The sequence below is a fragment of the Bradyrhizobium sp. F1.13.3 genome (assembly GCF_040548265.1).
Classification (GTDB): domain Bacteria; phylum Pseudomonadota; class Alphaproteobacteria; order Rhizobiales; family Xanthobacteraceae; genus Bradyrhizobium.
The window spans coordinates 40,602-54,982 of the sequence record NZ_JBEPRI010000010.1 but is presented as its reverse complement, the minus strand read 5'-3'; the positions used below and the strand labels follow the sequence as shown (position 1 = coordinate 54,982).

Below are 14,381 nucleotides of genomic sequence, written 5' to 3'. Positions count from 1 at the left end.
GTCAGGTATCACCCTGCCCCAACGGCCCGACAATCTCGGTGAGGGAGACGCCGAAGCGGGAATTGTCTTCTTCAACCACGACCACCTCGCCGCGGGCGACGACGCGGCCGTTGACGACGACGTCGACGGGTTCGCCGACCCGATGGTCGAGCGGAACCACCGCGCCACGGCCGAGCTTCATCAGGTTCGCCACCGGAATGGTGGCCGATCCCAGCACCACCTGCATCGTCACGGGAATGCGCAGGATGGCATCGACATTGGCGAACTTGCCGGTCTCTTCCGCGGTGCGCGCGGCGATCTCCGCCAGCCGCTCCAACGGAGATGTCTCGGTATGCCCGTCGTCGGACGCCGATGCTGACTCATAATCGAAGGATTGCGCCATCTGGTATCGCCTCTTGGTATTTCCGCTCCCGGAGCGCCGCGACGTTCCGATCGTATCTATTCCGCCGGCTTCGGCTTCAATGCTTGTTCACGTCGGCGCCGCCCGCGGTCGCCGGGGATGCGAGCCCGCTCCTCGCATCGAGCGCCGCGATCGCCTCGTGGGCCTGATCGATCTTCGTGCTCAGCACGTTGGCGAGCCGTCCGAGATTTGCGGTGGAATCATGCGCCGCGGTGATGACCGTGTCGAAGGCGCCCGCCGTCTCCTGGACGATGGTCGAGAACTCGCCCTGGTAGCTGCGCAACCGCGCCAGCTCGCGATGCATCCTGGTCACCCGCATGCTGGTGAAGGCGAGCGCAATCAGCAGCACGGCATCAACGAGATAGGATATCATCGACGAACTCCCGTTTCTGATCGACGGGATCTGCCACCTGCATGGCGTAATAGCCATCAAGCTGGCCGATCTGACACCAGAACAGCACCTGGTTGTTGCTCTCGAGCCGAGCCAGCGTGCGCGGCGTGGCTTCGAGTTCGAGCACCTGCCCGACCTGGAACTTCACGACATCGCCGAGCGAAATCATCTTCTCGTCCAGCACCGCGCTCAGCGTCACCTCGGTGCGGTGAACCTCGGTCTCCATCTGCTCGCGCCAGCGCGGATCGGCCGCGCGGCCGTCGCTGACGACGACGGTCGCGAGCTTCTGCCTGAGCGGGTTGAGCGCGGAGTGCGGAATGATGAGGAACATCTGGCCGCCGCGGTAGAGTGCCTGCAGCATGATGTTCGCGCAGATCGACATGTTGCCGCTCCGCCCGATCGCCAGCGACGCCATCGCGGTCTCGACCCGCTCCACGCGGAAGGTGACGTTTGAGGTGCCGGCGAAAGCGGATTGCAGCGCCTTGGCGAACCGCTCGAACAGCGCCTGGACCAGGCGGATCTCGATGTTCGAGAAACTGCGCTCGACGTCGAGCGGCGGTTCGGCGCCGTCGGAGCCGAACATCGCCTCGACCATGGTGAACACGAAGTCGCGGTCGAGCATGATGATGATGCGGGAATCCCACTGCTCGGCATAGAGCACAGCCGCAACCGCATTGGCCTCGTAGTCCTTGATGATGTCGCCGACACGGTCGTTGGTGATGCCGTTGACTGAAAAATAGCACGGCGTTCCCGCTATCGGCTGCAGGCTGTCCGTGCACGATGCCGCCATGCGATCGAAGATCACATTGAGCATCGGCATGCGCTCGATCGAGATGCCGGCGGCGTCCAGCAGATAGTTCGGCAGCGGTTTGCGCTGATCGACGTCGAGGGCTTCCATCATGATGCGCGCGCAGCCTTCGGTTCAACCTCGGTCACAACAGCCTTGGGGCCCGCGATCGTCTCGTTCTCGACGACGTCGATCGAGGGCCGCTCGGGGCTCGCGATCATCTTGCGGCCGTGCTCGACGGCAATCTGCGGCATGGCGCCGTTCATGAATGCCAGCAGCGTCTGCTTGACGATGATGTAGGGCCGGCAGCGCTTCTCGCGCGTCATCTTCACCTTCATCGCGAAGGGCGAAATGATGCCGTAGGACAGGAAAATACCAGCGAAAGTGCCGACGAGGGCGGCGCCGATGAAGCCGCCCAGCAGCTTCGGCGACTGGTCGAGCGCGCCCATGGCCTTGATGACGCCGAGCACCGCGGCGACGATGCCGAGCGCAGGCAGCGCTTCCGAGACCACCACCAGCGCGTGGTAGGGCGCCAGCTTGCTCTTCACGATGGTGTGGATCTCCTCGTCCATCAGCGCTTCGATCTCGTGCGTTCGCGCGTTACCCATGATGATGAGGCGGACGTAATCGCAGATGAACTGGAGCAGCGACGGATCTCCGAGCACGCTCGGGAACGCCTTGAAGATCTCGGAGGACGCGGGATCGTCGATATGCGCCTCGACCTCGTTGCGGCCCTTGCCCCGCAGCTCCCGCATCAGCGCGTGCAGTGCACCGAGCAGATCGAGATAGTAGCGCTGACCGGGCACCGCCCCCGTCACAGCCTGCACGCAGGCAAGCCCGGTATCCGCGACCGTCTTCCAGGGATTGGCCATGATGAAGGTGCCGGCCGCGGTGCCCATGATGATCACGAACTCCCACGGCTGCATCAGCACGCCCAGATGCCCGCCCATGGCGGCGAATCCGCCCAGCAGTGCCGCTACCGTGATGACGATCCCCACGAAACTGCCCAACGCGCCGCTCCATCACCGATCCCATCGGGAATATCTAGTCGGCGAGCCTTGCGCGAGGCTGGCTTCCCCCTCGCCAGCCTCGCGCAAGCGATTCACGGCAGCTTGGGACGACGTCGCGAGAGCGGCCAGAGGGGCGCGTGTCATGCTATCCACCATCGCGGACTACACCAGACTGACCAAGGACATGGGCAAGTCGCTGACACAGGTCGCGACGCAGCCGGACGTCAGCCGCGACACCGATTATTTCCTCAGCCACATCGGCAACGTGAAGACCATCGACGACTTCCTGAAGGACTATCGCCTCTATTCCTACGCGATGAAGGCATATGGCCTCAGCGACATGACCTACGCCAAGGCGTTCATGCGCAAGGTGCTGACCGAGGGTATCGCCGACAACAAGACCTTCGCCAACAAGCTGACCGACACCCGCTACCGGCAAATCGCCGCAGCATTCAATTTCGCCGCCCTCGGCGACAAGGCGACCCAAACCGCCGCGGCCACGACTGGCACGGCGACCCAGTTCGTCATGCAGACGATGGAGGAGAAGGCCGGCGACCAGAACGAGGGTCTGCGGCTGGCGCTCTATTTCACGCGCAAGGCCTCCACGATCACCAATTCCTACCAGATCCTCGCGGACAAGGCGATGACGCAAGTGGTCCAGACGGCGCTCGGCCTGCCGTCGACGGTCAGCTCGGCTGATATCGATGCCCAGGCCAAGATGATCGCGAGCAAGATCAAGCTGACCGATTTCCAGGACCCGGCCAAGGTCACCAAATTCGTGCAGCGCTTCGCGGCGCTGTGGGATGCGACCCAGGCCCAGAGCGATAACTCGACCAACCCGGCGCTGGTCCTGATCGGCGGCGCCACAACGTCGATCGGCATGGATACCAACGTGCTCACGACACTTCAGAACATCAAGTTCAACAGGTAAGTCATGCAATCGGCCCTCTATGTAGGATTGTCGGCGCAGGTCGCCCTCGAAAAGCGCCTCCAGACGATCGCCAACAACGTCGCCAACGTCAACACGGCGGCGTTCCGCACCGACGTGGTGAAGTTCGAGACGGTGCTGTCCAAGGCGGGCGCGAACCCGGTCGCCTTCTCCTCGCCCGGCGACAACATCATCTCGCGCGAGATGGGCAGCATCACCGAGAGCGGCAACCCGCTCGACGTCGCCGTGGTCGGACAGGGCTGGATCGCCTTCGCCGGTCCGAACGGCACGGTCTATACGCGCGACGGTCGCCTCCAGATCGCCGCCAACGGCGACCTTCAGACCGTGTCCGGCTTCCCCGTCATCGATTCCGGCGGCGCGCAGATCACCCTGGATCCGAACGGCGGACCGGTCTCGATTGCGCGGAGCGGCGCGATCACCCAGGACAACAACGAGATCGGCACCATCGGCCTGTTCAACATTCCCGCGGACGCCAATCTCGACCGCTACGGCAATTCGGGCGTCACGCCCGACCGGCCTGCGACCGCCATCGCCGACTTCTCCCGCGACGGCTTCGAGCAGGGCTATGTCGAAGGCTCCGGCGCCAATCCGATGATGGAATTGACGAAGCTGATCGCGGCCTCGCGCGCCTTCGACGGCACCAATTCGATGATCGAGGGCACCGAGAGCTCGCTCCAGAACGCAATCCGGACGCTGGGCGAACCCGGCAAATAGACTGCGCGCCCCGCGCGCAATGAGGTTGGACGGTTTCCTTGAACGCTCTTCGGCAACTTGAGTGGGCGCTGCTGGAGCTTCAGCAGAGCACTCCCCTGGCAAGCGTCAGCGGCGCGATCTCCGAGATCGCGTCGACGCATTTCCGCGTCTCCGGCCTGTCGCGCTTCGTCAGGCTGGGCGAACTGATCGGCGTCAACTCCGGCGGCAAGCCCCAGATCGGCGAGGTGGTGCGGATCGACAGCGAGGGCATCATCGCCAAGCCGTTCGACCGGCAGTTCGCCGGCGGCCTCGGCTCCGTCGCCTACCGGATGCCCCCCATGTCCTTTGCGCCGGATCCGAGCTGGAAGGGCCGCGTCATCAACGCGCTCGGAGCGCCGCTGGACGGACAGGGCCCTCTCGCCCCCGGGTCGCGTCCGGTCTCGGCCGAGGCGGAGGCGCCTTCGGCCATGAAGCGCGCGCGGGTCCACAAGCCGCTGCGCACCGGCGTACGCGTCATCGACCTGTTCGCCCCGATCTGCGCCGGCCAGCGCGTCGGCATCTTTGCCGGCTCCGGCGTCGGCAAATCGACGCTGCTTGCGATGCTCGCCCGCAGTCAGGGTTTTGACACCGTCGTGCTGGCCCTGGTCGGCGAGCGCGGCCGCGAGGTGCGCGAATTTATCGAGGACGTGCTGGGCGCCGACCGTCACCGCGCCGTCACGATCGTGTCGACGGGAGACGAGAGCCCGATGATGCGGCGACTGGCGCCGAAGACGGCCATGGCGGTTGCCGAATATTTCCGAGACCGGGGCGAATCGGTCCTGCTCATGGTCGATTCGATCACCCGCTTCGCCCACGCCGCCCGTGAAGTCGCGCTCGCCGCGGGTGAGCCCGCGGTCGCGCGCGGCTACGCACCCACCGTCTTCACCGATCTGCCGCGCCTTCTGGAGCGCGCCGGACCTGGTGAGGAGGGATCCGGGACGATCACCGGGATTTTCTCCGTGCTGGTGGACGGCGACGATCACAACGAGCCGATCGCCGATACCATCCGCAGCACACTCGATGGACACATCGTGCTCTCCAGGCACATCGCCGACCAGGCGCGTTACCCGGCCGTGGACGTTCTGGGTTCGGTCTCCCGCCTCGCCCATAACGTCTGGGACCCCGAAGAGCGCGAATTGGTGAGCAAACTGCGCGCCATGATCGCGAAATACGAGGACACGCGCGACCTTCGCCTGATGGGCGGATACCAGGCGGGACGTGATTCGGGGCTCGACCAGGCGGTCGACATGGTCCCAAGAATCTACGGCGCGATGCGGCAGGACGCTTCGGCTCCGCCAAGCGCCGATCCGTTCCGCGAGCTGCGGGACATGCTCAAGGGCGACTAGCAAGTCTCAGCTTGAGTCGGCGAGGCGCCCCGCGATCGCACCCTGCTCGTGGTTTTCGACAGGCGCTTGCGCATGTAGCCACGCTTGCCGCGCATGCGCGACCATCTCTGGTTTCCGCCGCGATCGCCTCCGCCGTTCGGGTGAGAAAATCGCGCAGCCGCGCCGAATGCGACTAAACGGCGATTCCTCGATTCGGTCCGGACAACCGCCGCGTGTAATTCCTGTGAGTTCCCTCAGACAATCCTTGGCAGAACGCACAAGTTGTGGATGACATGCCGACGCACATCGTCGTCATGCACAAGCTTCGACCAACTTGCATCAACGACAGCCAACAACGTGCCGTGCAATAAAACCGTCGCATAGTCACGTGCATGTTGCTCGTGGGACAGGGTATTGCGTTCACCATCATGTGTCCCCGAAGTGCGAGATTGTCTTGAACGTTACATTCGCCTGCGACGACATCCTGTCTCAGAGAGGGTCTCTACTTGATTTTGTTGAGAAGCTCATTCATCGTTTCGTCGAACATAAGAAACGTCTGCGTGTGACTTGAACCTTAGGGGCTTCGGTTGAACTACTCCGATCCATCGTCTGCTGGCGACGGCTATTCGGGCTCCCGTGCGACGACGCCGCGAATGGCATACCAACAGCAACACCGCTTCCCGCGTCATAACCTGCAGTGCCCATCCGTCCATGTCGGGCGCCAGGCAGGCCGTGCCTTCACGCGAGAGAAGAGCACGGTGCATGTGTCGGATATCGCGGTCGGTACGACTTCTCGCAAACGGCTCGTGCGCAACGACGGAAGGCGGCTCCGGGGCGCCGCAAACGTGACTCCCGGGGCAAGGTAGGAATTCATGCCATTGGCAAGAGAAGCCGTCGAGCTGCTGGTTCAGGCGGCGAGGGCTTGGTATTTCGAAGGCAATCAACATGGGTTGCGCGACCGGGAATGGATGGCGCTGCGCTTTCTCGGCCGCGCCAACAGGTTTTCGCGTACGCCGTCCGCGCTTGCCGGCTTCATCGGCGCCACCAGGGCGACCGCATCGCAGATCGTGAAGACGCTGGAGGGCAAGTCCTTCCTGGTGCGAAAGCCGTCGCACGAAGACAAGCGTTCTGTCGTGCTGCACGTCACTGCGCAGGGCGAAAAGTGCCTGAGCCAGCACGATCCGATCAATCACGTGCTGAACGCGGTCACGGCGCTCGGACCCGACGAGTGCGTCAGGCTTCGCGATTCGCTGCGCGAGATCCTCAATCACCTCGACGCGGCACATCAGCGGCTCGATGCCAGCATCTGCCGGGACTGCATGTTTCTCGCCGAACGCGGGCCGGGTACCGGCAAGGGACGCGCTACGGCCGAATTCATGTGCCGCCTGTATCGCGCCCCGGTTTCGCTGGATGAGACCGAACTGCTCTGCACCAGTTTCGAGCGCACCCGCGACCGTCCCAAGATCGAGGAGCATCTCGACCGCGCGCGCGTGGCGAACCAGGGGTGAGGCACGCGTGATTTCCGCGCGCGGAGCTTGCGCTGCGGACAATTTCGTCTCTCATATCCCGGACAAGCTGCAGCGCGAAGCCTTGCAGCGCAGAGCCGGGATCCAGATGGCGACACGGTCCCATATCGCGACATGGGCCCCGGCTCTCCAGCGTACCGCAAGAGCGCTGCGCTGCGTCCGGGGCACGGGAGCGGAGTGTGGCACACACTCTCTCCACATCGTCATTGCGAGCGCAGCGAAGCAATCCAGAATCCCTCCGCGGCGGCAGACTGGATTGCTTCGCTGCGCTCGCAATGACGGAGTATGAGGCGATAGCGCCACTGTTCCTCGCATTTTGAATTGCGGACACACCTTCGCATCCTCGCGGCTGATTTCGCCCGAGCTTTGCTTCGTCATTCCACCCTCTTATCCAAGAGGGCGCAGGGAAGGCCGGGTGCCGGCTGGCACCCGCGGTCCGCTGCGCGAAAAGCACACGCAGGAAAACCGCACAGCAGCATACAGGTGTAGCCAATCACTCGGCCTTCCCTGCGCGATGGTTGGACGGCTTATGCCGTGCTCTCCCGGGAGCCGAGTTCCTTTTGGCCTCCCTCGCCCTCGCGAAAGTCACCGACACCGCGCCGGTTGACGCAGATGCCGCATCCGCAAGAGCTTGACCGTAGCAACGACGGCCAGGACCACACGGTTTTGCCGTACGCACGGCCCGCCATTTCGCCGCAGTTTTCCCAGCCCTGTCGACGGAGCCGGAAACTTACAGACGAGACGAAGCCTAGCAGCGCCGCTCGTCGGAACGAAGCCTTGGGCTCACGGAGAGCAATCCGCCCTGCCCTTAGCCTCTCGCACCCGAACGCTGCCGCGTCCACCGCAAGCCCGGCTCGCGAACGTGACGACCACAAGATCGCCCCTCAAGGATGAGCCGGGATGACCGAACATACGCCGTTTCCGAATTTCGGTAAAGTAGAATGTTTTTGCGGCGGCCGATTGACAGCCTTTCAGGTGTTTTGCCCGACGGGTGATGAGCGGCCGTCGCCCGAAGCGAGCGCGCCGCAATTCGAGCAAGGTCTCGCGCCGGAAGAGTGGCCGCGGATCACGCTTGCGCTCGGGCACCGGCTTCCGGCTTCCGGCTTCGCCGCTTTACATCATCGGCCGTGCCCAACAAAAAACACCCGGCGGTTTCCCGCCGGGTGTTCGTTGATGTGTTTCGACAGATCTTACCAGTTGCGCTGAGCGCGGAGGATCATGGCGATCGAGTCCTGATCCTTCAGCTCGTAGACCGCGGCCGGCTTGGCGGTCGTGGCCGACGGGGAGATGCCAACCGTGCCAGAGTACTTCTGGTCGAGATGGGTCCAGGAGACATCCGCCGAGAAGGTCAGGTTCTTGACCGGGGTCCATCGGGTGACGACACCCAGCTGGCCGATCGCGAAGTCCGGGTTGCAACCCGTCACACCCGCCAGGCCGCCGAACACGCCGCCGCCGCCGCCAGCACCGCACAGGGTGGTCTTGGCCAGCGTGCCGAACTGGGCCTGAGCGTAGGCACCGTAGAGCGCGGAGTTCCAGTTGGGATCCCAGTTGTGGGTGTAGGCGCCGCGGAAGCCCCAGGTCTTCACAGTTTCCTGCTGGCTCGGCGTTGCGCCACCAACAAACACCGTGTCGGGAGCATTGGCGAAGCCGATGCTGCCGTAAGAGCCAGCAATGCCCGAGTTGCCGTACAGCGCATAGGAGCTGCCCGACAGATTCTGGAAGTTGTAGCGGGTCGCACCATCGGTGTAGACGCCCTGGATGTTGATCGTGTCACCCGCGCCGGTCGGGATGTTCTTGATCGACAGAGCGAGCTGAACCGCCCAACCCCATTTGTCGTCGGGGTGGCCAGTCGGCTCGGTCGCGCCGTAGTAACCAACGTGGTTGTCATGCGCAGCCACCGACGCCTGGAAGAGACCCCAAGCCTGGTCGACACGCACCATAGCAACGAGGTTCGGCGAACGGGTGCCGCCGATGGCGTTGGTGCCGTACGAACCGCCGATCATGCCGCCCGCGGTCGCGCCGCTCATGTTGAGGTTGCCGGCCTGATAGTAGGCCGAGACGTCTTCAGCCGAGAACGCTGCCGTGATGCCCTGACCGAAGTCGGCGGTGTAGGTGAACTGGTTGACACCAGTGACCGTGCCGCTGCCGCCGACGAGGTTATCGGTGATGTTGCCGGGATAGTTGGTCCAGGGCGCGTCGAACTGCGACACGGCCTTACCCATCGTGAAGCCGGCGAACTGGATGAAGGCATAGTACACGCCGAGCGCACCGGCCGAGGTGTTGCCGTCGGTGCCGTTGACGCTGCCGCTACCATTCGAACCGACGAGGGCGGTGCCCGCGGCGTTGAGACCGAGCGCGCCGCTGTACTGGGTGCCACCCGTTGCCGAACCGGTCGGGGTGTAATTGCCGCTCGTCCAGGTGAAGACGCCGTCGAAGAAGGTGCGGACCACGCCGTACTCGGTCGCAGTGCGGGTGTCGATGTTGAGGTCTTCACGAGAACGGAAGGTGTAGTAGTTCATCATGCGGTTGCGAGCACCGGCAGTACCGCCCTGGTTCGGATTGAAGTCCGAGTTGGAGCCCAGCACGGCGTCAGCGCGCATGTAACCGCCGAGCTTGATGCAGGTGTCGGTGCCCGGGATGTAATAGAAGCCGGCGCCGTACAGCGAGCAGATCTTTACGTATTCGACCGCTTTGGCCTTCACGGGGAGATCGGCAGCGAACGCTCCGGATGCGGCCATTAGGCCGGCAGCCGAGCCGAGAAAGAGTGTCTTCGTCAACTTCATTAGTAAACCTCCAGGTCGGTTCAGGGGGCTCGGCTCCCGGAGGAAGCCGCTTTACCCTCTCAATTTCGCTCAATTCAGATCCGCACGAAGGTCCGGACTGAAACGACAGTGAGGTGCCCCCCCTCCGTCGTGGCTTCACATATAGTTTATAAAAACAACTGCCTCAATTTATTGATTTGATGAATCGACAGTTCGAGCCGCGATGTGTCCTAAGAGCAACAGCGGCGATATCCCCCAGAAGAGCCGTTGCCTGAAACAAGAAAAGCCCTCAGGGGGCATCCCGAGGGCTTCTTGGAGGTCTCGCATCGCTGTCCATCGAGTGGGTCAAGAAAGCGAAATAGAGCACGATAGTCGATAATAAAATTAATTGTTCTTTGCAAGTAATAATTTGGTCTACGATTTCTTCCGCGCGGTACCTCCGTTTGGCCGGCGCGCGATTTTCGAGACGCTTCCAAGATATCCCATTAAAGATAGGCAAGGGATAAACGGGGAGGGAGCCACATGATCGAGAAGAAACTCGACAGGGCGATTACGGACTTCATCTGGAACGTCGTCGAAATTCATTCCCAGCTGGAGGACATCCACACCAGCTGGGCTGGACTGCTGGGCATTACCGAGCCGCAGTGGCTGATCCTGATGGCCATCACCGAATTGGACGAAGGGCGAGGTGTCGCCGGAATCGACATCGCGAACAAGCTGCGCGTCCACCCGGCCTTCGTGACCAACCAGACCAAGAGTCTCGAAAAGGGGGGCTTCCTGTCGCGGCGGCCTGCAGAGGACGACGCGCGCTTCGTCCTGATGTCGCTCACCGCAAAGGCGACCACGGAGATCGAAAAGCTCTCCAAGAGAAAGCTTGCCTTGAACTCGACCATGTTCAACGAGCTCGACGAGAAGACCCTGACAGACCTGAATGATGCGCTCACGACGATTGCCAAGAATGCCCGGCTGGCTGCACGATTGCTGGCGATCGACGTGTCCTGATCTTCCGATGTCCTGAGTGGAATGTGCGTCTGTCACGCCTAGAGGTAGGTTACGGGATCGATCCGACCGGCCGTTCCGAGTTTGCTGTCCAGCCACTGGAAGATGAAATCGTCCACGGAGATGAAATTCTCGATCTCGCCCAAAGGGTACGGATCCGGTTTGGCACGACGACCGAGCAATCGGCTCCGGCGTGCCGATAACCGGCCTGCAGCTCGAGAGCCTCCGCTTCCCGGACCATCGAGCGGCTCCCGACGACCATGAGCAGCGGGCAAGCGATTTGACGCGACGGCAGCAGCGAGCCTGTCGAGGCCCCGTCAAGGACCGTCTGCTCGACGCCGGTCATCCAGTGAACCGACGCACGACGCTTGACCGACGCCAAGAGGCCGCCATCGCACACCGCGGCAGCTATCCTGCGATCATATAAGGCGAGGCGGGATACATCACTGGCGCACATCCCTTCGCCGTAGACCGAAATCCGCTGTCCATCGACATCCGGCCGAGCCTCCAGATAGTCCAGCCAGCACTGCAGGACGTGCTCCGGCTTGAAGGAGCGACGAGCAGCTGAAGCGCGGGCATCGACAAGCAGGAGTGACACATTCCGGCAGAGTGCGGCCGGCCACAATCGGCTCATCATCGAGGCCAAGGAGCCCTCATCGTCACCGACGCAGATGAGTGCGGGTGCCCCAGGCTCACGACGACAAGCGGGCAAAAAGAGGCCCGTCAACGCTTCTTGATCGAAGCCATCGATCTTCACGCGCTCGATCACCTGACCGGCATCATCCTCGAAGCCTCTCAGGCCGATCCCGGCCTTGTCTGCGAGGTCGAGGCGCGTGGAATCTTCCAGACAAGACAGACTTCGTGCGATTTCGAGGGCTGTCAGCGAGCACAGCCACGCCTCGCGTGAAATCCAGACGGAGCCATCGTCCCGCGCGGATTCGGCGAAGATCCGGTAGTCGTCAGCAATCCTCGACCACTCTGAAACCCAGAGATGCCTGTGCGCCTCACGCGCAAGTTCCGTGACGGACAGGTTCTCGAAAAATTCCGACGCGCGACTGCGCAAGCGTGCCAGATTGCTACCCGCGCCGTCGCGCGAGCAGCGAGACGAATGAGCACCATCCATGTCAGTCCCCTAACGGCGCCGTGAACGCTTGCCCGGACAGGGACTGCCAGAGACTTGAATTGCAAGGATTTGCCGGCTTCGCTTTCAGCGCAGCGCCATGCACAAGGTACGATCGTGGGCGGGCATGATCGCGACCGTCATGCTTGTGTCCGCCGATGGTGCAACGTGCTTTGATCTCTTTCCCGGCCCTTTGGGCGCGCAGCGAAAGGTCACAATAGCCAGTGTGTTCAGTCTGCGCGGCGACGCCCCGAGGCTGACGATCATTCGGTGTTGGCTCCGCACGAAAACCGGCCGAAACGATGTTTGGTTCGAACGAGCCGGTCTCGATACAAAGTCCACGCGGGCTCCCCTCAATCGTCATACCTCAGCTCCGTTGCTGATACACAGTTTAGGCCCCGCACCACTCTGCCATTTTTTGCTGTCCCGCGTTTGTCGTTTTTTGTTGCTGTGGACGACTAAAATTGGAGCTCATTCGGTAACGGAAAACCCATCGCCTGTGTCGGCTTCCATCATGAATTCCTGATGACGCCGATCCGGCGTGCCACCCATCACGATAGCGATAAAATATGCGGCGGGTTGCCGCCTGATCGATGCCGACGGCCTTCCAAAGGGACTTTCCGGCTGTTAGTGCCGCAGGAAAACCGGCGCGACAAATCCTCGAAGGCGCTCATCCGCGCCCGGCGCGCGAGACGTGACGAGGTATAATCGCGTTCTGGGCGAGCCCCGGCGATCGGGAACATACAACATTCCTTACTTCGGTAAGCCAGTTATTTGAGCAGCTCAAGCACCGGCAGGACCCGTCGCCGGTCAGGCGTCGACTCGCTTTTGGCGTCAAGCACCACGCCGCGCCGCTTGCCGCGCCTTCTGCGCCTTGTATCCATTATCCCAGTTGCCATTCCCGCGCACTTTGCCTTACATGCCCGCCAAACTCGCCGCGGATGACGGCCGGGGCTCAAAAATCGCACAATTTGTCAAAGGGACGAGACATGGCGCGTAACATCCTGATTCTCGGGGCTTCCTACGGCTCCCTGCTGGGCACCAAGCTGCTGATGGCGGGGCACAACGTGACCCTGGTCTGCCGCACCAAGACCGCAGAGCTGATCAACCGCGAGGGGACCGAGGTGCGCATCAAGTTGCGTGACGAGGCGGTTCACCGCGCCATCTTCTCGCGCGACCTGCCCGGCAAGCTCGACGCCGTGACGCCGGCCAATGTGGACTTGTCCCGTTACGACATGGTCGGCCTTGCGATGCAGGAGCCGCAATACACCAACCACACGGTGCGCGTTCTCATGGTCAGGATCGCCGCGGCGAAGCTGCCGTGCCTGTCGATCATGAACATGCCGCCGCTGCCCTATCTGAAGCGGATCCCCTCGCTCGCCGACATGGATCTCGAGGAGGCCTACACCAATGCGCAGGTGTGGGAGCGCTTCGAGCCCGGGCTGGTCACCCTGTGCTCGCCCGACCCGCAGGCGTTCCGTCCGCCGGAAGAGGCTGCGAACGTGCTTCACGTCGGCCTGCCCACGAATTTCAAGGCATCCGTGTTCGCCGACGAGACGCACAACAAGGTGCTGCGCGAGCTCGAAGCCGACATCGACGCGGTGACGCTCGACGGCCACGACGTGCCGGTGAAGTTGAAGGTGTTCGATTCTCTGTTCGTGCCGCTGGCGAAATGGTCGATGCTGCTGACCGGCAACTACCGCTGCATCACGCCGCACGAGCCGCAGTCGATCCGCGACGCCGTGCACGGTGATCTCGCGCGCTCGCAGACCATCTACGAGCATGTCGACGCCATCGCCCGCCGTCTCGGCGCCGATCCGCAAGACCAGGTGCCGTTCGCGAAATACGCCAAGGCTGCCGAGAGCCTGCTGAAGCCATCGTCGGCCGCACGCGCGGTGGCGGGCGGCGCGCCCTTCATCGAGCGCGTCGACCTCTTGGTGAAGCTGATCTCGCATCAGCTCGGCGCGCCCAATGCAGAGATCGACCGCACGGTCGAGACCGTGGACCTGAAGCTCAACGAGAAGATCGTGCAGGGCGGATCGGGCGCGCTGTAACGGGCGCTTCCATCGCCATCGAACGCGTCGGCGCTTGCGCTCCCAGGACACCGGGGCTGAGCGTCACCATGCCCTACCCGCAAATCATCTCGCGCGGCACTGTTCCCGGTGTGATTCACACTCAACAGGCGTGATCGCAACTCGTCGATCACGCGATCGTGTCGCTTTCAGTTCCCTCCTGCTTTCACCCGCAAATATCACGTCTGAATGACACAGAGCCATGTTGCCGGTCATGTCTCGACGTGGCGCAGCGTGAAAATGCGGCATTTCCGCTCGAACTGAACCAAAGCGCACAATTTCTCGTCCGCCGCGCGCTTGACCGAGGC

The 14,381-nt window shown here is 62.8% G+C and carries 13 protein-coding genes; 7 read left to right on the top strand and 6 right to left on the bottom strand.

Annotated elements, in window-relative coordinates; translation table 11 throughout:
• Position 1: 1 nt before the first annotated feature.
• The 4 genes from fliN to motA form a co-directional block, all read right to left on the bottom strand.
• A complete protein-coding gene (gene fliN / locus ABIB66_RS25370) occupies positions 2-382 on the bottom strand; it encodes a flagellar motor switch protein FliN (protein WP_007613969.1) in 381 nt (126 codons plus the stop codon).
• A gap of 76 nt (positions 383-458) precedes the next feature.
• Positions 459-773, bottom strand: a complete 315-nt coding sequence (locus ABIB66_RS25365) for a hypothetical protein (protein ID WP_275169383.1) — start codon at positions 771-773, stop codon at positions 459-461.
• On the bottom strand, positions 754-1,692 hold the full coding sequence (locus ABIB66_RS25360; protein WP_245446762.1) for a flagellar motor switch protein FliM: 939 nt from the start codon (positions 1,690-1,692) through the stop codon (positions 754-756). The genes ABIB66_RS25365 and ABIB66_RS25360 overlap by 20 nt, the downstream gene beginning before the upstream one ends.
• Complete coding sequence (gene motA / locus ABIB66_RS25355; protein WP_007613972.1) at positions 1,689-2,588, bottom strand: flagellar motor stator protein MotA; 900 nt, start codon at positions 2,586-2,588, stop codon at positions 1,689-1,691. The genes ABIB66_RS25360 and motA overlap by 4 nt, the downstream gene beginning before the upstream one ends.
• Positions 2,589-2,730: 142 nt before the next feature.
• Here motA and ABIB66_RS25350 point away from each other — a divergent pair, with 142 nt between their 5' ends.
• The 5 genes from ABIB66_RS25350 to ABIB66_RS25330 all read left to right on the top strand — a co-directional run bounded on the left by ABIB66_RS25350 (position 2,731) and on the right by ABIB66_RS25330 (position 8,326).
• Positions 2,731-3,519, top strand: a complete 789-nt coding sequence (locus tag ABIB66_RS25350) for a DUF1217 domain-containing protein (RefSeq protein ID WP_354204981.1) — start codon at positions 2,731-2,733, stop codon at positions 3,517-3,519.
• Positions 3,520-3,522: 3 nt separating this feature from the next.
• Positions 3,523-4,251, top strand: a complete 729-nt coding sequence (gene flgF / locus ABIB66_RS25345) for a flagellar basal-body rod protein FlgF (RefSeq protein ID WP_354256025.1) — start codon at positions 3,523-3,525, stop codon at positions 4,249-4,251.
• Between the two features lie 38 nt (positions 4,252-4,289).
• Positions 4,290-5,615 (top strand): flagellar protein export ATPase FliI, encoded by a 1,326-nt coding sequence (fliI, locus tag ABIB66_RS25340; RefSeq protein ID WP_354204979.1) that lies wholly within the window; start codon positions 4,290-4,292, stop codon positions 5,613-5,615.
• 851 nt (positions 5,616-6,466) lie between these two features.
• Positions 6,467-7,102 carry a MarR family winged helix-turn-helix transcriptional regulator gene (locus ABIB66_RS25335; RefSeq protein WP_275169387.1) on the top strand — a complete coding sequence of 212 codons (636 nt, stop codon included), beginning with the start codon at positions 6,467-6,469 and terminating at the stop codon, positions 7,100-7,102.
• Positions 7,103-8,020: 918 nt separating this feature from the next.
• Complete coding sequence (locus tag ABIB66_RS25330; RefSeq protein ID WP_354256022.1) at positions 8,021-8,326, top strand: hypothetical protein; 306 nt, start codon at positions 8,021-8,023, stop codon at positions 8,324-8,326.
• Here the strand turns inward: ABIB66_RS25330 and ABIB66_RS25325 are convergent.
• A complete protein-coding gene (locus tag ABIB66_RS25325) occupies positions 8,311-9,903 on the bottom strand; it encodes a porin (protein WP_275169388.1) in 1,593 nt (530 codons plus the stop codon). The genes ABIB66_RS25330 and ABIB66_RS25325 overlap by 16 nt on opposite strands.
• Before the next feature lie 501 nt (positions 9,904-10,404).
• On the opposite strand from ABIB66_RS25325, the gene ABIB66_RS25320 reads away from it, so the two are divergent.
• Positions 10,405-10,884 (top strand): MarR family winged helix-turn-helix transcriptional regulator, encoded by a 480-nt coding sequence (locus ABIB66_RS25320; protein WP_275169389.1) that lies wholly within the window; start codon positions 10,405-10,407, stop codon positions 10,882-10,884.
• 49 nt (positions 10,885-10,933) lie between these two features.
• Here the strand turns inward: ABIB66_RS25320 and ABIB66_RS25315 are convergent, their stop codons facing one another.
• Positions 10,934-12,004, bottom strand: coding sequence for an alpha/beta hydrolase family protein (locus ABIB66_RS25315; protein ID WP_354256019.1), 1,071 nt, complete (start codon positions 12,002-12,004; stop codon positions 10,934-10,936).
• Between the two features lie 986 nt (positions 12,005-12,990).
• Between ABIB66_RS25315 and ABIB66_RS25310 the strand changes: the two genes are divergently transcribed.
• Positions 12,991-14,055: a ketopantoate reductase family protein gene (locus tag ABIB66_RS25310; protein WP_354060110.1), complete on the top strand. Its 1,065-nt coding sequence runs from the start codon at positions 12,991-12,993 to the stop codon at positions 14,053-14,055.
• Positions 14,056-14,381 lie beyond the last annotated feature (326 nt).